The organism is Candidatus Pelagibacter sp. HIMB1506 (assembly GCF_052047935.1).
In the GTDB taxonomy this organism is placed as follows: domain Bacteria; phylum Pseudomonadota; class Alphaproteobacteria; order Pelagibacterales; family Pelagibacteraceae; genus Pelagibacter.
Genome location: NZ_JBNAIS010000001.1, coordinates 1053288 through 1073710, shown reverse-complemented (window position 1 = coordinate 1073710; position 20423 = coordinate 1053288). Strand labels below are relative to the sequence as shown.

General features: G+C 29.1%; 23 protein-coding genes. 9 read left to right on the top strand and 14 right to left on the bottom strand.

Going from position 1 to position 20423, the window contains the following annotated elements; genetic code table 11:
• Positions 1-9: 9 nt before the first annotated feature.
• Positions 10-675: a haloacid dehalogenase type II gene (locus ACTTA8_RS05735; RefSeq protein WP_440654835.1), complete on the bottom strand. Its 666-nt coding sequence runs from the start codon at positions 673-675 to the stop codon at positions 10-12.
• Between the two features lie 16 nt (positions 676-691).
• Between ACTTA8_RS05735 and ACTTA8_RS05730 the strand changes: the two genes are divergently transcribed.
• The 9 genes from ACTTA8_RS05730 (at position 692) to ACTTA8_RS05690 (ending at position 8826) form a co-directional block, all read left to right on the top strand.
• Positions 692-1393 carry an RsmE family RNA methyltransferase gene (locus ACTTA8_RS05730; protein ID WP_440654833.1) on the top strand — a complete coding sequence of 234 codons (702 nt, stop codon included), beginning with the start codon at positions 692-694 and terminating at the stop codon, positions 1391-1393.
• Positions 1394-1453: 60 nt separating this feature from the next.
• Positions 1454-2269 (top strand): cytochrome c oxidase subunit II, encoded by an 816-nt coding sequence (gene coxB / locus ACTTA8_RS05725; RefSeq protein WP_428080982.1) that lies wholly within the window; start codon positions 1454-1456, stop codon positions 2267-2269.
• 1 nt (position 2270) lies between these two features.
• The gene (gene ctaD, locus ACTTA8_RS05720) at positions 2271-3905 is read left to right on the top strand and encodes a cytochrome c oxidase subunit I (RefSeq protein ID WP_075506423.1); all 1635 of its coding nucleotides are present in this window, start codon (positions 2271-2273) and stop codon (positions 3903-3905) included.
• A 30-nt stretch (positions 3906-3935) separates the two neighbouring features.
• Positions 3936-4847, top strand: a complete 912-nt coding sequence (gene cyoE, locus ACTTA8_RS05715) for a heme o synthase (protein WP_440654832.1) — start codon at positions 3936-3938, stop codon at positions 4845-4847.
• A 118-nt stretch (positions 4848-4965) separates the two neighbouring features.
• A complete protein-coding gene (locus ACTTA8_RS05710) occupies positions 4966-5499 on the top strand; it encodes a cytochrome c oxidase assembly protein (protein WP_256998103.1) in 534 nt (177 codons plus the stop codon).
• 9 nt (positions 5500-5508) lie between these two features.
• Positions 5509-6297: a cytochrome c oxidase subunit 3 gene (locus ACTTA8_RS05705; protein ID WP_075506420.1), complete on the top strand. Its 789-nt coding sequence runs from the start codon at positions 5509-5511 to the stop codon at positions 6295-6297.
• Positions 6298-6307: 10 nt separating this feature from the next.
• On the top strand, positions 6308-6961 hold the full coding sequence (locus ACTTA8_RS05700; protein WP_440654830.1) for an SURF1 family protein: 654 nt from the start codon (positions 6308-6310) through the stop codon (positions 6959-6961).
• Entirely contained in the window at positions 6962-8344 is a 1383-nt protein-coding gene (thrC, locus tag ACTTA8_RS05695) for a threonine synthase (RefSeq protein WP_440654829.1), read from the top strand.
• A complete protein-coding gene (locus ACTTA8_RS05690; protein ID WP_440654827.1) occupies positions 8341-8826 on the top strand; it encodes a peroxiredoxin in 486 nt (161 codons plus the stop codon). Before thrC ends, ACTTA8_RS05690 begins: the two co-directional genes overlap by 4 nt.
• On the opposite strand, the gene rnhA is transcribed toward ACTTA8_RS05690, so the two are convergent.
• From rnhA to ACTTA8_RS05625, 13 genes are read right to left on the bottom strand one after another with little or no spacing between them, the layout of a single operon-like run.
• Positions 8818-9243, bottom strand: a complete 426-nt coding sequence (gene rnhA, locus ACTTA8_RS05685; protein ID WP_075506416.1) for a ribonuclease HI — start codon at positions 9241-9243, stop codon at positions 8818-8820. The genes ACTTA8_RS05690 and rnhA overlap by 9 nt on opposite strands.
• Complete coding sequence (locus tag ACTTA8_RS05680; protein WP_262589791.1) at positions 9243-10208, bottom strand: homoserine kinase; 966 nt, start codon at positions 10206-10208, stop codon at positions 9243-9245. Before ACTTA8_RS05680 ends, rnhA begins: the two co-directional genes overlap by 1 nt.
• Positions 10209-11153: a 4-hydroxy-3-methylbut-2-enyl diphosphate reductase gene (gene ispH / locus ACTTA8_RS05675; RefSeq protein ID WP_262589790.1), complete on the bottom strand. Its 945-nt coding sequence runs from the start codon at positions 11151-11153 to the stop codon at positions 10209-10211.
• On the bottom strand, positions 11134-12081 hold the full coding sequence (locus tag ACTTA8_RS05670) for a Brp/Blh family beta-carotene 15,15'-dioxygenase (RefSeq protein WP_440654825.1): 948 nt from the start codon (positions 12079-12081) through the stop codon (positions 11134-11136). The genes ispH and ACTTA8_RS05670 overlap by 20 nt, the downstream gene beginning before the upstream one ends.
• Positions 12082-13146, bottom strand: coding sequence for a lycopene cyclase family protein (locus tag ACTTA8_RS05665; RefSeq protein ID WP_440647001.1), 1065 nt, complete (start codon positions 13144-13146; stop codon positions 12082-12084).
• The gene (locus ACTTA8_RS05660; RefSeq protein WP_440634709.1) at positions 13133-13984 is read right to left on the bottom strand and encodes a phytoene/squalene synthase family protein; all 852 of its coding nucleotides are present in this window, start codon (positions 13982-13984) and stop codon (positions 13133-13135) included. Before ACTTA8_RS05660 ends, ACTTA8_RS05665 begins: the two co-directional genes overlap by 14 nt.
• Position 13985: 1 nt before the next feature.
• The gene (gene crtI, locus ACTTA8_RS05655) at positions 13986-15446 is read right to left on the bottom strand and encodes a phytoene desaturase family protein (RefSeq protein WP_440654824.1); all 1461 of its coding nucleotides are present in this window, start codon (positions 15444-15446) and stop codon (positions 13986-13988) included.
• A 39-nt stretch (positions 15447-15485) separates the two neighbouring features.
• A complete protein-coding gene (locus tag ACTTA8_RS05650; protein WP_440654822.1) occupies positions 15486-15998 on the bottom strand; it encodes a F0F1 ATP synthase subunit B family protein in 513 nt (170 codons plus the stop codon).
• Positions 15973-16563 (bottom strand): F0F1 ATP synthase subunit B family protein, encoded by a 591-nt coding sequence (locus ACTTA8_RS05645; RefSeq protein WP_440653014.1) that lies wholly within the window; start codon positions 16561-16563, stop codon positions 15973-15975. The genes ACTTA8_RS05650 and ACTTA8_RS05645 overlap by 26 nt, the downstream gene beginning before the upstream one ends.
• A 4-nt stretch (positions 16564-16567) precedes the next feature.
• A complete protein-coding gene (locus tag ACTTA8_RS05640) occupies positions 16568-16795 on the bottom strand; it encodes a F0F1 ATP synthase subunit C (protein WP_006997791.1) in 228 nt (75 codons plus the stop codon).
• A 17-nt stretch (positions 16796-16812) separates the two neighbouring features.
• Complete coding sequence (locus ACTTA8_RS05635; RefSeq protein ID WP_075506408.1) at positions 16813-17547, bottom strand: F0F1 ATP synthase subunit A; 735 nt, start codon at positions 17545-17547, stop codon at positions 16813-16815.
• Positions 17548-17556: 9 nt separating this feature from the next.
• Entirely contained in the window at positions 17557-17832 is a 276-nt protein-coding gene (locus ACTTA8_RS05630) for an AtpZ/AtpI family protein (protein ID WP_262589780.1), read from the bottom strand.
• Positions 17833-17841: 9 nt separating this feature from the next.
• Positions 17842-20415: a chromosome segregation SMC family protein gene (locus ACTTA8_RS05625; protein ID WP_440654820.1), complete on the bottom strand. Its 2574-nt coding sequence runs from the start codon at positions 20413-20415 to the stop codon at positions 17842-17844.
• Positions 20416-20423 lie beyond the last annotated feature (8 nt).

Below are 20423 nucleotides of genomic sequence, written 5' to 3'. Positions count from 1 at the left end.
TATAATTATCTACTTAGTTATATCAAGTAGGCCATTTAAATTTTTAATTTCATTTTGTGGTGAATAATCAAGTTTATCAAAGATATTATTATTTCTGTTTACCCAAATAGAATTATATCCATAGTTTCCACCACCAGATACATCCCAGGTATTTGCACTTAAAAAAGCAACTTCATTTTTTTCAATTTTATATTTTTTTATTGGCATATCATAAACTTTGGAGTCAGGCTTAAAAATACCAACTTCTTCGACAGAAAAAATATCATCAAATAAATTATTTAAATTATTACTTTGTACTAATTCATTTAGTAAAGAAGGTGTACCATTTGAAAGTATTGCTAGTTTAAAATTTTTTTCTTTTAAAGATTTTAATACTTCTGGAACTTCTTCAAAAGGTGAAAGAATTTTATATAGATCTAATAATTCATCCCTCATTGAATTATCTATTTTAAAAACACTCATTGATTTATCTAAACTGTCTTCAGTGATTTGCCAAAAATCTTTGTGTCTTTTCATTAGGCTTCTAAGCCATGTGTATTCTAGTTGTGTGGTTCTCCAATAATTTGCAAAAGCTTCCCACTTATCACCAATTTTGTCTTTACATTTTTCTGCAGCTGAATTTACATCGAATAAAGTGCCGTAAGCGTCAAAAATTATTGCTTTAATATTTTTCATAAACTAATTTAATAATATGAGTAACATTAGATTATATTTTTCTAAAAGTTTATCTAATAATTTAACTGATACACTTGATAAATCTCAATCGCATTACGTAAACAAAGTAATGAGAGTTAAAGAAAATGAAATTTTTTCTTTATTTAACAGTAGTGGTGAATGGGAAGCAAAAATTTTAAACATTTCAAAAGGTATTGTTGAATTTAATGTTACAAAGCAATTAAGACAAAAAGAAAATTCTAAAGAATTGTGGCTTGCTTTTTCTCCAATTAAATCAAATTACTTTAACTTTATGATTCAAAAAGCAACTGAGTTAGGAGTTACAAAATTTATTCCAATTATATTTGATAGAACGATTGTTCGTAAGATTAATAAAGAACGATTAGAGAAAGTAATTATTGAAGCATCAGAGCAATCGAATAGAATTAATGTTCCTGATATTGAGGACCCAAGATCATTAGATAGTTTTTTAAATAGTAATGAAATGGATTTAATTTTTACTGATCTAAATTCTGAAAATACCAAAATAGATTTAAAGATGGTTACAGATAAACCTACATGTGTAATTATAGGTCCAGAAGGAGATTTTTCTGAAGAGGAAAGGGCTAAGATTCTAAAATTTAGCGGAGTTCAACCATTGAAAATTAATGAGAATATATTGAGATCTGAAACAGCTGTAATTTCAGCTATATCGATCATAAAATACGCCATAAATTGATATTTTGTCGCGAAAACTAAAGTGTAATTTTTTTGAAGACGTTCTATATAGGGTAAAAAAATGAAAAAAATTTTAATAACAATTCTTTCAATTTTAACTCCTGCAGTTGCGTTTGCTAACCAGCCAAAAGATTGGCAATTAGGTTTTCAAAAAGCAGCATCAGAGTCTATGAGAGATATAGTTAATTTTCATGACAAATTGTTATTACCAATCATAATTGCGATAAGCGTTTTTGTTTTATTTTTAATGGTCTATGCATGTATCAGATTTAGAGCATCAGCAAATCCAGTTCCTTCTAAAAGAACTCACAATGTTGCTGTAGAGGTTTTATGGACATTAATTCCATGTTTAATTTTAATCGTGATGGCAGTTCCATCTTTTAAAATTTTATATAAACAAGACTCAATACCAAAAGCAGATGTAACAGTTAAGGCAATCGGTTATCAATGGTACTGGGGATATGAGTATCCAGATGAAAATATTATTTTCGACTCTTATATGATTGAAGACAAAGATTTAAAAGAAAATCAACCAAGATTATTAGCTGTAGATAATGAATTAGTTGTTCCAGTGAATAAAGTAGTTAAAGTTTTAATTACTGCAAATGATGTTTTGCACGCTTGGGCATTACCATCTTTTGGAGTTAAAAGAGATGCGGTTCCTGGAAGAATAAATGAAACATGGTTTAAAGCGGAAGAAGTTGGAACTTATTATGGACAGTGCTCTGAGCTTTGTGGAATTAAACATGCTTTTATGCCGATTACAGTGAGAGTAGTTTCTGAAGAAGAATATCAAGAATGGCTTACTGGTGCTAAAATAAAATTTGCAAAAGAAATTAATGAAGAAGATCAATTTAAAAAACTAGCGAGTAAATAATATGTATACACAAACTGCATCACACGACGATCATCATACACCAACTGGTTGGAAACGTTGGGCGTATTCAACTAATCACAAAGATATCGGTACAATGTACCTTATATTTGCAATTGTTGCAGGTGTGATCGGAACTGCATTCTCAGTTTTAATGAGAATGGAATTGATGCATCCAGGTGATGGAATTTTGGGTGGAAACTATCATCTATACAATGTCTTAGTAACAGGTCATGGTTTAATCATGATCTTCTTTATGGTTATGCCAGCAATGATTGGTGGTTTTGGAAATTGGTTTGTACCAATTATGATTGGTGCACCTGATATGGCATTCCCAAGAATGAATAATATTTCATTTTGGTTACTACCAACTTCATTCATTTTATTAATCATGTCTATATTTATGGATGGCCCTCCAGGTCAAACTGGAGTTGGTGGTGGATGGACAATCTATCCTCCTTTATCATCTACAGCAGGACAGCCTGGTCCAGCAATGGACTTTGCTATTTTAAGTTTACACTTAGCAGGAGCGTCTTCAATTTTAGGAGCGGTAAACTTTATAACTACAATTTTAAACATGAGAACTCCAGGTATGACATTGCATAAAATGCCTTTATTTGCTTGGTCAATTCTAGTTACAGCGTTCTTATTACTTTTATCACTTCCAGTATTAGCAGGTGCAATCACAATGCTATTAACGGATAGAAATTTCGGAACTGCATTCTTTGATGCTCAAACAGGTGGAGATCCAGTGTTATTCCAACACTTATTCTGGTTCTTTGGCCACCCTGAAGTTTACATTTTAATTTTACCAGGTTTTGGAATGATCAGTCATATTGTTTCAACATTCTCAAGAAAACCAGTATTTGGATATTTAGGTATGGCATATGCAATGGTAGCAATTGGAATAGTTGGTTTCGTTGTATGGGCTCACCATATGTATACAGTTGGTTTAAGTACAGATACTAAAGCTTATTTCTTAGCAGCGACGATGATCATTGCTGTTCCGACGGGAATTAAAATATTTTCTTGGATAGCAACCATGTGGGGTGGTTCAATATCATTTAAGACACCTATGGTCTGGGCTTTAGGATTTATATTTTTATTTACAGTTGGTGGAGTTACAGGTGTTGTTCTTGCAAACGCAGGTGTAGATACAGCAATGCATGATACTTACTATGTAGTAGCTCACTTCCACTATGTATTATCTTTAGGTGCGGTGTTCGCAATCTTTGCAGGCTTTTATTACTGGTTTGGAAAAATGAGTGGTTACGAGTATTCAGAATGGTTAGGTCAATTACACTTCTGGTTAACATTTATTGGTGTAAACTTAATTTTCTTCCCTCAACACTTCTTAGGTTTAGCGGGGATGCCTAGAAGATATGCAGATTATCCAGATGCGTTTGCTGGTTGGAATTACATATCTTCAATTGGATCATATATTTCTGTAATTGGTTTAGGAGTATTTTTCGCAAATCTAATTTATGCATTTTATAAGAAAAAAGCTGCTGCTCAAAACCCTTGGGGTGAAGGAGCAACAACTTTAGAGTGGACAGTACCGTCTCCTCCAAATTTTCATACTTTTGATGAATTACCGAAGTTTGAAGATGAAGAGAGCGCAGAAAAATCTACTACTTAAAAAGTATTTAGATTTTTTGTCTAAAATTAAATGATTAAGTCTAAGTTAAAAAATAGAAATTTAAGCCAAGAAGACGTATTCAATTTCTCTGAGTTATTTAAACTCATGAAGCCAAGAGTAATGTCTCTTGTAATTTTTACTTGTGCAGTTGGTTTGTTGATGGCACCAAATATTATTCCAACAAAAGATGCAATAATTGGAATTATTTTAGTTTCTATTGGAGCTGGTGCTGCTGGAGCTTTAAACATGTGGTACGAGTCTGACTTAGATGCATTAATGACAAGGACTTGTTTAAGACCTATACCAACTGGGAAGGTTAATAAAAACCAAGCTTTGATTTTTGGTATCGCTTTATCAATATTTTCTGTTGTTGCTTTAGATTATTTTGCAAATACAGTTTCAGCAGCTTTATTGTTATTTACAATTTTGTTTTATGTGCTGGTTTATACCGTTTGGCTTAAAAGAAAAACGCCTCAAAATATAGTTATTGGAGGCGCTGCAGGAGCATTACCTCCTGTAATTGGTTGGACTATAGCTACTAACTCACTTTCACTTGAGCCATTAACTTTCTTTCTAATTATCTTTTTTTGGACACCATCACATTTCTGGGCACTAAGTTTATATAAATCTGATGATTATAAAAAAGCAAATATTCCAATGCTTCCATTGACTAATGGTGTTGAAAGCACAAAATTAAATATATTTGTCTATTCGTTAATAATGTTGCCAGTTATTGTTTTCCCATACGCAATTAATTTTGTTGGTCTAGTATTTTTAATTCCATCATTAATTTTGACAATTTACTATAATTACTTATGTTTTGAACTTTACAATTTTAAGAAGAACAAGTTTGATGCAAAAAAAGCAAAAACAATTTTTGGATACTCGATATTATATTTGTTTTTAGTTTTTGTATTTTTCTTAATAGATAAAATTTTATGATAACACCCGATAAAAAAACAAAGAAAAAAAATATTATTACTGCTTTAGCAATTTTAGCTTTTATGGTTTTTTTGTTTGTTTTTACATTATATAACGTTGGCGTATTTGATAGGCAAATATGATTAAGAGCAAAACATTAACTCCATTACTTCTGGCAGGTATTTTTTGTTTAATGTTAGGTTTATCTTTTGCGGCAGTGCCCTTATATGATCTTTTTTGTCGTGTAACTGGCTTTGGAGGAACAACCCAAGTATCTAAAGAAGCTCCGAAAATAGTTTTAGATAAAGTTGTAAGTGTAAGATTTGATACGAATGTAAACAATCTTACTTGGGATTTTAAGGCTAAATCAAATGTCATTGATGTTAAGGTTGGTCAGGTAAATAGAATTGAGTTTGAGGTTGAGAACTATGGAGACGAAACAACTTATGGAGTTGCTAGTTTCAACGTTTCACCTGCAAGTTTTGGTAAATATTATAGCAAATTAGGCTGTTTTTGCTTTGAAAAACAGGAACTTAAAGCCGGTGAGAAGGCAACTTATATTATGACTTTTTATTTGGACCCAGAACTGGTAAATGACCCAACAGTTAAAAACTTACAGGATGTAACTATGTCGTATACTTTTTTCTCGACAGATTATTATAAACAATCATAATTAAAAAATATGTCAGCTGAAAAAAAACATGATTATCACTTAGTAGACCCAAGTCCTTGGCCTATATTTACATCTTTTGCATGCTTGGTACTAGCTATTGGAGCAATTTTTTATATGCACAATGATGTATCTTGGGGAATGTATTTGGGATTAGCTCTTGTAATTTATGCAGCTTATATGTGGTTCAGAGATGTTGTGATTGAAGCTGAACATCAAGGTCACCATACTCCGGTTGTTCAAATCCATCATAGATATGGAATGACGTTATTTATTGCTTCTGAAGTTATGTTTTTCGTTGCATGGTTTTGGGCATATTTTGATATAAGTTTGTTCCCAAATGAGTTTGTTGGAAATGTTTGGCCTCCACAAGACATAGAAACTTTTGATCCATGGGACATTCCATTAATCAATACACTAGTTTTATTATTATCTGGTACTACAGTAACTTGGGCTCACCACTCTTTATTAGAAGACGATAGAAAGGGATTTATTCAAGGATTAACAGCAACTGTTGCACTAGGCTTCTTTTTTACTTTGTTACAGGCTTACGAATATCATCATGCTACATTTGATTATTCAGGACATATTTATGGTGCAGTATTTTATATGGCAACAGGTTTTCACGGTTTCCACGTAATTGTTGGAACAATTTTTCTTGCTGTTTGTTTATGGAGAGGAAGATTGGGTCACTTTACAAAAGAACACCACTTTGGTTTTGAGGCAGCTGCTTGGTACTGGCACTTTGTTGATGTTGTTTGGTTATTCTTGTTTGCAGCTATCTACGTTTGGGGAAGTTAATATTTAATCCTTGAAGAATAAGCTTCTATTTTCAGTTTTCGTTTATTTTATAATTTTAGTTTTATTGTCATTAGGCTTTTGGCAATTATATAGATTGAGTTGGAAATTAGATCTAATCAATCAAATTGAAAATTCTTTAAAGATTGATCCAGTTGAACTTCAAAATGTAGAAAAAAAAAATTATTTAAGAATTAAAACATCAGGACAAATTGATTTTGAAAAACAAATTTATCTCTATAATCTTAACGAAACTGGTAAACCTGGATTTGAAGTTATTAACCCAATTAAAGTTGGAAATGAATATTATTTAATTAATAGAGGCTGGATATCTTTTGAACAAAAAAACAAACAAGAGATTAATGTTGTTGATCAAAAAAATATTATTGGTACTTTAATGCTTCAATCAAAATCAAGCTCATTCAAACCCAAGAATGAAGTAGATAAAAATTATTGGTTCACACTAGATCGGGAAGATATTTTGAAATTTACAGGAAAAAAGTTTTCAAAATATATTATTTATTTAAATGGTAACTACGAAAACCCAAGACCAAGAGTGATCACTGCTAAAATTTCAAACAATCACAAAAAGTACGCAATTACTTGGTTTTCGATGGCGATTTCAATCCTTTTAATATATCTATATTTTAGAAAAAAAAATTATTAAATGAGATACGTCAGCACTAGAGATACTTCTAAAACTTACGAATTTAAGGATGTTTTTATCAAAGGTCTTGCTGATGATGGGGGATTGTTCATTCCTAGTTCACTTCCAAACTATAGTGAAAAAGAAATTCAAGAATTGAGGTCACTAAATTATTCAGATTTAGCAAAAAAAATTATTTTTCCTTTTATAGGAAATTTTATGGATAAAGATGAATTGTCTAAAATAATTGATAAATCTTATTCTGTTTTTAGGAGAGAAAATGTAATTGATTTCATAAAAATAGGAGATCGATCAGTCTTAGAGTTATTTCATGGCCCAACACTAGCCTTTAAGGATGTTGCTATGCAACTTCTTGGAAATTTTTATGAATTTTATTTAAGCAAGCAAAAAGAAAAAATTAATATTGTAGTTGCCACATCTGGAGATACAGGGGCAGCAGCTATAGATGCAATAAAAGGAAAAGAAAATTTAAATATTTTTGTACTACATCCTGATAATCGAGTTTCTTCTGTTCAGCGAAAAATCATGACTACTGGAAAACATGAAAATGTATTTAATATCGCTATTAAAGGAAATTTTGATGACTGCCAAAACTTAGTTAAATCAATGTTTTCAGATACAAAATTTTCTCAAGATATTAATATGTCAGGTGTAAATTCAATCAACTGGGCAAGAATTATTGCTCAATGTGTTTATTACTTTTACAGCTATTATCTCATTGAAGATCACACTAAACCCACTAATTTTTCTGTTCCCACAGGGAATTTTGGAGATGTTTACGCAGGTTATTTAGCCAAAAAAATGGGTTTGCCCATTAATAAATTGATTGTTGCAACAAATCAAAATGACATTCTCCACAGAGCTATTTCAAACGGTAATTACGAGGCTGAAACTGTTTCCGAAACTATTTCTCCTAGTATGGATATACAGATTGCAAGTAACTTTGAGAGACTTATTTTTGATTTGAATGATAAGAATTCAGAACAAACATCAAAAGACATGATGAAAATTAAAGAAGAAGGAAAATATTCAATTGATAAAGAAAAGTTAAATTTAATTAATCAAGATTTCTTATCAGCAAGAATGAGCGAGACCGAAACACTTGATATTATTAAGGCTGTTTATCAAGAATTTAATATTGTTTTAGACCCTCATACTGCAATTGGTTATGGAGCTTTTGATAAACACAATCTCAATGGTAATAATATTGTGCTAGCAACAGCACATCCATGTAAGTTTCCTGATGCAATTCAAAGTGCTATAAATATTAAAGCTGAGTTACCAAATGAACTTCAATTTATATTAAATGAGAAAGAAAATTATGATATTCTTGAAAATGATATTGAAAAAGTAAAAGAACATATTAAAGATAGATCCAAATGAAAATAAAAGAAAACGATAGCCTACCAAATTCAGAAATTTTTGTTCTTCAAGATGGAGAGCCTGTAAAAAAAAATATAGAAGATTTTTTTAAAGACAAAAAAGTTGTAATATTTGGACTACCCGGGGCATATACTTCTGTATGTTCTGCTAAACATTTGCCAGGATATATTAAGATGCATGATCAATATAAAGAAAAAGGTATTGATCATATAATTTGTGTTTCAGTAAATGATCCCTTTGTGATGAATGCTTGGGGTAAACAAAATGATGTTGGTGAAAAAATTGTTATGATGGGTGACCCATTTCTTAATTTCACAAAAGAAATTGGTGCAGATATTGATAAAAGTGGCAGAGGTTTAGGAATTAGATCTAATAGATACACGATGTTTGTTGATAACATGAAGGTTATTAAAATTCAGGAAGAAGCAGATACAGGATCTTGTGAAATCTCAGCAGCAGAAAATTTCTTTAAATTAATCTAGACTTGCAGCTTTTTTAGCTAATAAATCAACTTCTTCATTTAGTGGATTTCCAGCATGAGCTTTAACCCAGTTCCACTTAATCTTAAAATTATTATTCAAATCATGCAATTGAACCCATAAATCTTTATTTTTAACATCTTCTTTATTAGATGTTTTCCAATTATTTTTAATCCAATTGTGGATCCAATCAGTAATTCCATTTTTAACATATTTAGAATCCGTGTAGATTTCTATCAAATCTTCAGAATTTACTTCTTTTAATGCATTGATTGTCGCCATTAATTCCATTCTATTATTTGTTGTATCTTTTTCACTTCCACTTATTTTTTTCACTTCATTATCAGTGCATATTATTGCTGCCCATCCACCATTTCCTGGATTTTTTAAACATGAGCCATCAGTATAAATTTTAATCATTAAATCAAATAATCTTTAAAACTATTCAAATTGTTATGGGTAATAAGTTTTTGATAATATTCGTTTGGATCTTTAATTTTGATTAATGCTGTTTTTGGAGTATTTGTATAATCAAATAGTCTAGTTAACAGATATCTTAGAGCAGCACCTCTGCACAAAATATTTAAATTGTTTTTTTCATTTAAATTAATTTTCTTAACACTGTTGTATCCCTTGATTAATTTATCAACTTTCTTCTTATTAATTACAAATTTTTTATTTTTTTCATCAAAACATAGTGCATTAATACAGATTGCTATTTCATACATATAGTAATCGTTAGCAGCAAAGTAAAAGTCTATAATTCCCGACAGCTTATTTTTATCAAAAAAAATATTATCTACGAATAAATCACCATGTATAATTCCAGAAGGAAGTTTTTTTGGCCAATTTTTTTTAATATCGTTAAAATTATTAAATAAAAATTTTTTCAAATTTGATCCTTTATTTGATTTAAATTTAATACTCTGGAGTAAAGGTTTTAAATATTTTACACCCATTGAATTTTTTCTAGTAAATTTTATCTTCTTAGTAACCATATGCATTTTAGCTACTGCTTTTCCAATAACATAGCAGTCACTTTCGTTAACTTTCTTTTTATCTTTTCCACTTAAGAAAGTCACAATACAGGCTGTTTTATTTTTTAGTTTAATTAAATAATTTTTGTCTTTAGTTTTAAGTGGTCTTGGGCAATTAATTTTTGAATCATTTAAATAATCCATTAATTTCATAAAAAAAGGTATCTCTTTTGGAAGAACTCTCTTCTCAAAAATTGTGAGAATAAACTTTTTATTTTTGGATTTTAAAATGTAATTTGTATTTTCAATTCCTTTAGTAATTCCTTGGAAACTTAAAATTTTTTCAATATTAAACTTCTTATTTATTATATCGATATCACTCTGATTTATTTTTGTATATACAGCCATTTAATTTAATTTGTTAGGAACTTTAAAGACCACATTTTCTTTTATAATTTCTACTTCCTCAAGATTTATAGAAAATTTTTTTTTTAATTCATTAATAAAATTTTCTACAAGAATTTCGGGTGCTGATGCTCCTGATGATATACCAATAGTATTTGAATTCTGTATTTGATCAAAGGGAATTTCACTTTCAGAATGAAAAAGTTGTGAATTTTGACAACCTGATTTTTTTGCTACTTCAACAAGTCTAACTGAATTTGAAGAGTTTCTACTACCTATTACAAAAAACATATCACACTTTTTTGCAATATTTTTTACTGCCATTTGTCTATTAGTTGTTGCATAACAAATATCCTCTTTTGCTGGCTCTTTAATGTTTGTATATCTATCTTTCAAAATTTTTATTATTTCTTTAGTGTCATCAACAGATAGTGTTGTTTGAGTTATATAAGCCAATTTTTCTTTATTATTGGTTTTATACTCCATTGCTTCAGCTTCATTTTGAACCAAATCAATAGATCCTTTGGGTAATTGGCCCATAGTGCCTATTACTTCTGGATGGTTCTCATGTCCAATCAAAATAATATGATAACCAGCTTTATTTAAGTTTTCCGCTTCTCTATGAACTTTAGAAACTAGTGGACAAGTAGCATCTACATAAGTCATTTTATAATTTTCAGCATCTTCTGGTATTTTTTTTGGAACACCGTGTGCAGAAAAAATAACAGGTCTAGATTTGTCATTAATTTCCTCCAATTCTTCAACAAAGATAGCACCTTTATTTTTTAAATTATCAACAACATGCTTGTTATGAACGATTTCGTGTCTAACGTAAACTGGCGATCCATATTTTTGAATAGATTTTTCTACAATCTCTATAGCTCTCTCAACACCAGCACAAAAACCTCTTGGAGCAGAAAGTAAAATTTTAATTTGTTTGTTTTTCATTTTTCTCTAAAAAATATTCCAGCAATATATGTGGAAAGGTTAAAGACGCCAAACCAATAAAAATTAGTTTTAAGATTGCATCATCTAAATAATTAACGTCATTTAACAAAAATAATACAATTATTGAAATAAAGATTGTTAAAAGAGTAAGTGGTAAAGCCTTTAAAATAAATAATTTTAGCCCATTTTGGAGATTGTTTTCATCAAGGTCGATCGCAAGCGAAATAGAGTGCCTCACAGAATGTAAAAAACAAAAATAAATTGTAAAAGCTGTTAAAGGAGTAAAGTAGTAATTTAAAATTATAATTGAGAAATAATCAAAAAAAATAGTGAATTTTTTTATTTCAAACTTATCAATAAATAAAAATACACTTGATAATGAACTCAAAATAATTGATATCTCGATTATCTTTTTTTCTTCTAAAAATTCTAAGAATAAATAAAAATTTTCATTAACAACAAGTAATGATTTGAATATTTTCACAGTATCATCAAAATGAAAAAAAAGCGGGGCAAGAATTATGAGCGATCCTTTTAAAAGGTATAATAATTGAATTAAGTACGATTTTTTGTTTATTAAAAATTGTGTATCTTCTTTACCAAAATGAAATGCTGCCACTATAAGAAAAACTAACAGTGTGGTTGCAGGTAAGAGTGACCAAATAATAATGACGCAAACCGCTATAAAAATATAAAAGATATAGAAAATATATATTCTTTCAAAATTAAACAATTTAAGAAGTTTTTTACCTTTAATATAATCTAATGCACCGTGTGAAACTCCAATAGTTAAAATTAAAAATAAGCATATTGATGATGAAATATCTAAATAATTTAATTTAAACATCACAACAGAAAATAGATTAATTAGCAAAAAAAATATAAATGAATGATTAAGGTTAATTTTTTTAATTAATTGATTAGTCATTTAAAATAATTCTTTTAAAAATTTCCATTTAGGCATTTTTAAAATTATTTCTAAATCTTCAAAAAAATTACTTTTATTAGATAAGAAATTAATAGCAGTCTTAGGTGAACTATTGAACATTTTAAAAAAAATTTCCCCCATATCTGAAGAGTTATTTCTTAAAACTTTCAAAAAAATATTGTCCAAAAAATCATATTTTTTCTTAATTTTAAACAATTTAGCTTTAGAAATATTTTCAATGTTTTCTGTTATATATTTGCTGTGTTCCTGAATATTTAAAAAAGTATAACCCGTGCTTAATCTTGTCATATCACCGGCTGATCCAATATATATTTCATTTAATTTTTTTAGATTTTTATTTCTAAATAAAGGTATAGAGCCTTCTTCTTTAAAATTGATTTTATAATTTCTGATATTTAAATGGTTTTTTAAGTATTGATCTATTTGATTATCATAATCTTTTATATTTTCATTACTTAAATTTGATATCCAGGTAGTTTCCACAAGAGCACTTTTTTTTGAAAAAGGTAAAGTGTAAAAAAAATGAACCTCATTTTTTTGATCACACGCAAAATCCATTAAGTTAAATATTTGGTCATCAAAAAAATCTTTTTCTGTTTCAATTTCTACACCACAAAAATGTTGCCACAAATTATTTGTCTTATTTTCAAAATTAGGAACGCTGTTAAAAATTATTGAATTTGATAATTCAATATCATTAATATTCTTAAAAAATTTTATATTTTCATTTAATTTAAGTTTTGAAAGAATTTTGTCATAAAATTTTCCAGTATCTATAGATTGATAAGGTGTTAGCTTGCAATCAATAAACTTTGTATCATTAGGAATGTTTATAGAAAAATTATTCCAACTTTTTTTTACACAATCATCAAAATTATGTGGAAATACTTTCCAAAATGACCAAGTTTTGTCTCTTTTATATTCGTCCCTAGGCTCAATTATAGCCAAAGATTTATTTTTTAATTTATCAGAAATTTCAAGTTCATAAGCCAAAGACAAACCTGCACAACCACCACCGATAATTATATAATCAAAATCTTTCATTTAAATTTATCTCTTCATTAATTAATGAATGATCATGTTCAATGTTATTATCATTTTTATTTGTAAATGTTAAAATTATTAAATCAAATATTGATAAAAAAGTTTCAATAATTTTTTCAATTTTTGTTACATAAATTTTTCCAGAATTTTTATAATTTTCTAAATTATTTTTATTAATTATTTTGTGTCCAATTTTCCTGTAGACTCGCCTTGCAACTAAAATAGAGAATCTGAAACTTAAAGGTATTTCTTTAATTGAGTAAAAAGAATTTTCATAAAATCTTTCAGATAAAGAAATGGTAGATTTGATATCGTTGAAATTTTCATTGATATAAATTCTTTTATTATTTTTATCTTCAATTACGTCTCTTGAAATATTGGTAAGCTGCATTGCTATTCCAAGATCGATAGCTGATTTCAAGGAATCTGTCTTATTAACTTTTAAAATTTTTGCCATCATTAAACCAACTGTACCTGCTACTCTATAAGAGTAAATTAATAACTCTTTTTTTGATTTTAATTCCACTCTTTCTTTAATATCTGAATTAATCCCATCAAATAAATCATTAATTACTTTTGTTGAAATATTAAATTCATCTATAAGTTCCCAAATATTTTTAATAACAATATTCTTAAAGTTTTTATTTAAAAAATCTTTTTTAAAGTTTTCAAATTTAATTATTTTGTCTTCTAATTTTGCTGGATCATCTGCAATATTATCCGCTTCTCTACAAAAATCATAAAGCGCAGAACATTTGTCATAAGTTTTTTTTGGTAAAAAAAAACCAGCCCAATTAAATGATTTTGCATATGTTGATAAATAATTTTTAGTTAACATTCTAGATCAATTTATCTAATACTTTTGCTGATGAAAGTACTCCTGGTACTCCCGCACCTGGGTGAGTTCCAGCACCAACAAAATATAAACCATCATAAATCTCTGATTTATTATGAAATCTAAAATAAGCTGATTGAGTGAATTTAGGCTGAATTGAAAAACCTGATCCATATTTTGTATTTAGTTCTTTCTCAAAATAATCAGGTGTAAGATAAAAGTCTGATACAATATTATCTCTAAGATTTGGCATTAAATCATTTTCCATTTTATCAATCACAAGATTTTTCATTTTTTCACCTTCTATTTGCCAATCTATATTTGATTGATTATTTGGAACTGGAACCAATACATAAAAACAATCACTACCCTCAGGAGCCATGCTCTTATCTGTTGCAGAAGGTCTATGTAGATAATAGCTAATATCGTTATTTAATTTTTTATGATCAAAAATATCATCCAGATGTTCTTTATATTTGTTTCCAAATTTAATTGTATGATGCTCAACGTTTTCATAGACTTTTTTGGTTCCAAAATAATAAACAAATAAACCCATTGAGTAATCCATCCTCTTTTGTTTCCAATCAAACAGCATTGAGTTTTTTAAGTTTTTACTAGTCATCTTTTCATAAAAAGCAGGAGGGTCGGCATTACAAATAACATTATCAGCTTTGATAATCTCTTCATTGTCAACTACAACACCAGTAATTTTATTATTCTTAGTAATAATTTGTTTTACCTCAGTATTTTTTATTATTTTGATTTCTATTTCCTCCATTAACTTTTCAAATCCTTTAATTATATTTCCTGTACCGCCCATTGAATAATGAATGCCCCATTTTTTTTCTAAATAAAGAATTAGCCCATAAATTGAGGTAGTTGTGAATGGATTACCACCAACCAAAAGTGGATGCATACTAAGCATCCTTCTTAATTTTTCATTTTTTACATAAGACGATACTAATGAATAAACTGATTTATAACTCTTAAGTTTTAATAATGCTGGCAGCTGTTTCATCATAAAAAAGGGTCTATCAAATGGAACATCTGCAAGTTCTAAAAATCCTTTCTCAAAAATTTTTTTGGTAAAATTTACTAAATTTTCATAACCCTTAACATCTTCTTGATTTAAATTTTCAATTTGTTTTTTCATTTCTATTTCATCACCTGAGTAATTAAATTTAGTTTGGTCCTCAAAAACAAATTGATACCAAATTTTAAGTGGGGTTAGTTTTATGTAGTCCTCAGGATTTTTAGAAAACAAACTGAATAGTTCGTTAATTAAATATGGAGCTGTTATTACTGTTGGCCCAGCATCAAAGGTAAAACCATCTTTTTTGAAAACTCTAGCTCTTCCACCTAAATCTGAATGTTTTTCTATTAATTTTACTTTATGTCCTTTGGCTCTTAGTCTAATTGCTGCAGCAATACCACCAAATCCAGATCCAATAACTATAGAATTCATTGCTGTAATTTATAGCTTTTTAAGGAAATTGTAACCGTATTATGAGTTTATTTTTTTTAGCTGTTCTTTAGTTTCTTCTAAATTTTTTTGAAATACAGCATCCAGTTTAGATTTATCAACTGATGTAGTTATGATTTTTTTTACTGAATCTACCGCTATTTTGATTGAAGCATCTTTTATTTCTTTCAATGCAGCCTCTTTCATTTGGCTAATTTTATTTTCAGCTAAACTTTTTTTAATTTCTGATGATTTATGAAATTTATCATTTAAATCTATTATTAATTTATCCGATTCTTTTTTTGCATTCTCCAAAATTTCATTACTTACTGAAGTAGCGGTATCTAATTTTTTTTGAGCATTATCGAGCAAAGTTTTTGCTTCTGTTCTCAATTTTTCACTTTCATCTATCTCATTTTTGATATCAGAAATCATACCATCAAGCATTTGAGAAACTTTTTTTGGAATTTTAAAGCAAACTAAAACTCCGATGAAGATTACAAATGAAATTGCTACCCAGAAAGTTGCATCAATTGCCATAGTATTTATCTCCATTTCTTCTAGATAGATCGTCAACAATTGCTGATATACTGCTATTATTTACTTCAGCACCAATAAGTTTTTGAAGTAACTCGGATGATGTTTCTATAGCAATTTTATTTATTTTATCAGGTGCATTATCTCTTAAAGCTTGGATTTCTTTTTCCGCTTTAGCTATTTCGTCATCTATTTGTTTATCAAGAACGTCTCTTTTAGCATTTATATCTTTAACTGCCTTTTCTCTTGCTTGATTAAACATAGCATTAGCTTCAGTTTTGCTTTTTAAAATTATTTGATCATATTCTTTAAGTTTGGTCTCACTATCTTCTCTTTGTTTTTCAGCTGCCTCAATATTTTCTAGAATTTGAGATTTTCTAGATTCTAAGTTGTTACTAATTTTTGGAAGGATTAGTTTAGATAAAACCAAATACATTATCCCAAAAGTAAGTACCAACCAGAAAATCTGAGAAACCCAAAACTCTGGATTTAATTGAGGCATTCCTCCACTTTCAGCGGCAAAAGCTTCTTTGATAAAAAAGAAGCTTAAAAATACCAGATGAAGATATATTTTTTTGACCATTAACTTAAAACGCAAATAAAATAATCAATGCAACAACTAATCCAAATAATCCTGTTGCTTCAGCAAGTGCAAAACCTAAAAGTAGGTTAGGAAATTGTTTCTGAGCTGCTGATGGGTTTCTCATAGCACCTGATAAATAATTTCCAAAAATTATTCCAATACCAACACCGGCACCAGCTAAAGCTATTGCTGCTAAACCTGCTCCGATCATTTTTGCTGCTTCTAATTCCATTATATCCTCCTCTGTTATTAATGGTGTAAATTTAATGCATCATTTAAATAGATGCAGGTTAAAATTGCAAAAACATATGCTTGAAGAAAAGCAACTAATATCTCCAAACCAGTTAATGCAACCGAAAAACTTAGTGGAAGCCATCCACCAACTATTCCAAGACTAATTACAAAGCCTCCGAAAACTTTCATCATTGTATGACCAGCCATCATATTTGCAAATAATCTAACTGATAGACTTATTGGTCTACTTAAATAAGAAATAATTTCAATAACTACTATTAAAGGAAGTAATACCGCTGGTACTCCACTTGGCACAAACAATTTTAAATATCCAAAACCATGTTTAATAAATCCAATTACTGTTACGCCAATAAAGATAAATGCAGCAAGAACAAATGTAACGATAATATGACTAGTTACAGTGAATGTGTACGGTATCATTCCAAACATGTTGCAAAATAAAACAAACATGAACAATGAAAAAATAAATGCAAAATATGGTTTTGCTTTAGAACCAGCTGTATCACTAATCATTTTAGCAACAAAGGTGTAGCTAAGTTCTGCTAATAATTGAATTTTATTTGGTAAGATTGAATTTTTCTTAGATCCTAAATTAAAAATTAATAAAATAGAAACTGTACTTATAATCATAAACAAACTTGCGTTTGTAAAAGATATATCAAATGCTCCAACTTTTATTTCAGGTCCAATTCTATAAACATCGAATTGGGACATCGGGTTTGCTGCCATAGTACTAACTTATTTTTGCATCTTTTTTGCTGATCTAATCACGTTTGTTATTCCAGCGACCACCCCAACAAAAAAAAATATTAATATAAACCAGGGTTTAGTACCAAAGGTCTTGTCAAAAATAAACCCAATAATTGTCCCGACGGCCACTGCAGAAACAAGTTCTGTGCTCAATTTGAATGCAGTTCCAATAGGCGAGGGATTATCCTTCTTGTTATAAAGATTTTTCTTGGAAATCTTGCTTTTTGCAATCTCTAAGCGAGTTTTAAAAGGGTCTTTTGCCATTTATTCTGGTTAAGCAACCATACTTTCTGCTTTTTGAAGGTCTACGGCTACCAGTTGGCTTATCCCTTTTTGAGGCATAGTTACCCCATATAGCCTGTTCATTTTAGACATTGTTAAGGCGTGGTGAGTAACAATTATAAATTTAGTGTTAGTAATTTTAATTAATTCCTCTAGCAAGCTACAAAATCTTGTAACGTTAGCGTCATCAAGAGGAGCATCCACCTCATCTAAAACACAAATTGGAGAAGGGTTAGTTAAAAATACTGCAAATATCAAAGATAGGGCAGTAAGTGCTTGTTCACCACCAGATAATAAAGTTATAGATTGAAGCCTTTTTCCTGGTGGACTGACTAACATTTCTAAACCAGCTTCTAATGGATCATCAGAGTCTACTAATTCAAGCTTGGCATTTCCTCCATTAAAAAGTTTTGTATAAACCTCATTAAATTTTCTGTTAACTTTTTCAAATGCCTCAACAAGTCTTTCCCTTCCTTTTTGATTTAGCTCATCAATACTATCTTTAAGTTTAACAATTGCAGTAACTAGGTCACTACGATCTTGTTCCATTTTTTTTATTTCTTCTTCATACTTACTAGTTTCCTCATCTGCTTTTAAATTTACAGAACCTAATTGATCTCTTTGTTGTTTTTTTTTATCTAATGCATCTTCTTGATCAACATGATTTGGAAGTTCTTCAACTCCAAATAAATTTGAATTTTCTAAAATATTTTCTTCTGTTAAATTTAATTCTGTATTAACCCTATCAAGCAAATCATTTTTTCTTTTTTGTAAACCTTCTATGGTTGCACCTGAGCTAGCTTTTCGCTCTCTAATTTGAATTGATTGCTCTTGTATCTCATTTAGTTGAGCTCTTAAAGTTTCAATTTTTTTATCAGTTTCTTCTATAATTTTTTCGTTCTCTATTTTTTCTTCATCAGAAATTCTTAAATTTTCTGAAATTTGACCTTTTCTTTCTGCTTGTACTCTTGGCTGATTTTCTAAATCATTTAATTGTTTAGATAATTTATTTTTTCTTTCAGTTAATTCATTTACCATTTTTTCTGAATTTGATAAAAGATTTTTCCAGCTTTCTATCTCAGTCTCTATTGTTTTTATTCTTTCATTTCTTTTTACCGATTCATTCTTTATCGACTGATTTTTACTATATGCATCAGCATATTTTTCTTGAAGTATTTTAATATTTTGAGATTTCTCATTTACACTTAATAGTTCTGTTCTTGATTTTTCATTTTTTAAATCATTAATAAAATTGTCTAATTCCATATTACATCTATCGAGTAATGTAACTGCTTGATTTATCTCATTATTATCAATTAATTCTTTTGCTCTAGTAATTGAATTTTTTACATCCTTTATAGGACCAATGCTTATTTTAATTGTATCGTCAGCTAAACTATTAACAACTTCGTCAACTTCTTTTTGCTCTCTTTCAAGTTCATTTTTTGCATTTTCTAGATCTTCGTTTGATAACTTTTCTGTTTCAAAATATTTTGAATCTACTTCAATTAAATCTGACTTTTCTTCCTTTAATCTTTTTTCATTGGAGTTAGCATCAATAATAATTCCATTTTCTCTAGTTATGTCTTCGTCTAAAGTCTTTATTGATTTCTTAATTGTTTCAATTTCATCTTGAATTCTAGTATTTTCCTCATCTAGGTTCTGTAGTTCCAAATTAAGTCTCTGTATTCTTGATAAATTTTCAATATTTTTTTCTCTAAGTGGAGCAACTTTATCAGTTGAAGTTTTTATTAAGTTTTCAAGTTCAGATATCTGATTGTTGAAACTTTCAACTTCTCCTCCTGCCTCTGTATTAATTTCATTTTCTATTCTTATTTCCTTATCGATATCTAATAATCTTAGATAATATAGACCAGCCTCTATTTTTTTTATTTCCTCTGAAATTAATTTGTATTTTGTAGCTTCTTCCGCTTGTTTTTGAAGATTTGCCAATTGTTTTTCTTGTTGCCTTCGTAATTCATCAGCTCTTTTTAAATTATTTTCAGCCGCGCCAAGTCTAAGTTCAGCTTCATGTCTTCTTACATGTAAACCAGAAATTCCAGCTGCCTCCTCAAGTATTGCTCTTCTGTCAGTAGGTTTTGCTGTCACTAAAGCTCCAATTCTTCCTTGACTAATCATAGAAGGGGAATGTGCACCCGTTGAAAGATCTGCAAAAAACATTTGAGCATCTCTTGCTCTTACCTCTTTGTCATTAATATAAAATTTAGAACCCTTATCTTTTTCAATTTTTCGTCTAACTTGAATGTTTTCTAATTCACGATATTGAATGGGACCTTCTTTTTCTTTGTTCTCTACTTCTATGGAAACTTCTGCAATATTTTTTGATGCTTTATTAGATGTACCTGAAAAAATTACATCTTCCATTCCTGAACCTCTCATACTTTTTGCAGAGGTCTCTCCCATTACCCATCTTAAAGATTCTACTATGTTTGATTTTCCACAGCCGTTAGGACCAACAATTCCAGTAAGACCTTCTTCTATCAAGAAATTTGTTTTTTCAGCAAATGATTTAAATCCATTTAATTGGATTTTTTTAAACTCCATGCACTAAC

Excerpts from the sequence above, each read along its gene's own strand:
- ACTTA8_RS05650 (WP_440654822.1), bottom strand. The coding sequence starts at position 15,998 with ATGGAGATAAATACTATGGCAATTGATGCAACTTTCTGGGTAGCAATT.
- rnhA (WP_075506416.1), bottom strand. The coding sequence starts at position 9,243 with ATGATTAAAATTTATACTGATGGCTCATGTTTAAAAAATCCAGGAAAT.
- ACTTA8_RS05635 (WP_075506408.1), bottom strand. The coding sequence starts at position 17,547 with ATGGCAGCAAACCCGATGTCCCAATTCGATGTTTATAGAATTGGACCT.
- ACTTA8_RS05645 (WP_440653014.1), bottom strand. The coding sequence starts at position 16,563 with ATGGTCAAAAAAATATATCTTCATCTGGTATTTTTAAGCTTCTTTTTT.
- ACTTA8_RS05735 (WP_440654835.1), bottom strand. The coding sequence starts at position 675 with ATGAAAAATATTAAAGCAATAATTTTTGACGCTTACGGCACTTTATTC.
- ACTTA8_RS05710 (WP_256998103.1), top strand. The coding sequence starts at position 4,966 with ATGATTAAGAGCAAAACATTAACTCCATTACTTCTGGCAGGTATTTTT.
- ACTTA8_RS05670 (WP_440654825.1), bottom strand. The coding sequence starts at position 12,081 with ATGACTAATCAATTAATTAAAAAAATTAACCTTAATCATTCATTTATA.
- ACTTA8_RS05730 (WP_440654833.1), top strand. The coding sequence starts at position 692 with ATGAGTAACATTAGATTATATTTTTCTAAAAGTTTATCTAATAATTTA.
- coxB (WP_428080982.1), top strand. The coding sequence starts at position 1,454 with ATGAAAAAAATTTTAATAACAATTCTTTCAATTTTAACTCCTGCAGTT.
- ACTTA8_RS05690 (WP_440654827.1), top strand. The coding sequence starts at position 8,341 with ATGAAAATAAAAGAAAACGATAGCCTACCAAATTCAGAAATTTTTGTT.
- ACTTA8_RS05665 (WP_440647001.1), bottom strand. The coding sequence starts at position 13,146 with ATGAAAGATTTTGATTATATAATTATCGGTGGTGGTTGTGCAGGTTTG.
- thrC (WP_440654829.1), top strand. The coding sequence starts at position 6,962 with ATGAGATACGTCAGCACTAGAGATACTTCTAAAACTTACGAATTTAAG.
- ACTTA8_RS05630 (WP_262589780.1), bottom strand. The coding sequence starts at position 17,832 with ATGGCAAAAGACCCTTTTAAAACTCGCTTAGAGATTGCAAAAAGCAAG.
- ispH (WP_262589790.1), bottom strand. The coding sequence starts at position 11,153 with ATGAAAAACAAACAAATTAAAATTTTACTTTCTGCTCCAAGAGGTTTT.
- ACTTA8_RS05705 (WP_075506420.1), top strand. The coding sequence starts at position 5,509 with ATGTCAGCTGAAAAAAAACATGATTATCACTTAGTAGACCCAAGTCCT.
- cyoE (WP_440654832.1), top strand. The coding sequence starts at position 3,936 with ATGATTAAGTCTAAGTTAAAAAATAGAAATTTAAGCCAAGAAGACGTA.
- ctaD (WP_075506423.1), top strand. The coding sequence starts at position 2,271 with ATGTATACACAAACTGCATCACACGACGATCATCATACACCAACTGGT.
- ACTTA8_RS05680 (WP_262589791.1), bottom strand. The coding sequence starts at position 10,208 with ATGGCTGTATATACAAAAATAAATCAGAGTGATATCGATATAATAAAT.
- crtI (WP_440654824.1), bottom strand. The coding sequence starts at position 15,446 with ATGAATTCTATAGTTATTGGATCTGGATTTGGTGGTATTGCTGCAGCA.
- ACTTA8_RS05660 (WP_440634709.1), bottom strand. The coding sequence starts at position 13,984 with ATGTTAACTAAAAATTATTTATCAACATATGCAAAATCATTTAATTGG.
- ACTTA8_RS05640 (WP_006997791.1), bottom strand. The coding sequence starts at position 16,795 with ATGGAATTAGAAGCAGCAAAAATGATCGGAGCAGGTTTAGCAGCAATA.
- ACTTA8_RS05625 (WP_440654820.1), bottom strand. The coding sequence starts at position 20,415 with ATGGAGTTTAAAAAAATCCAATTAAATGGATTTAAATCATTTGCTGAA.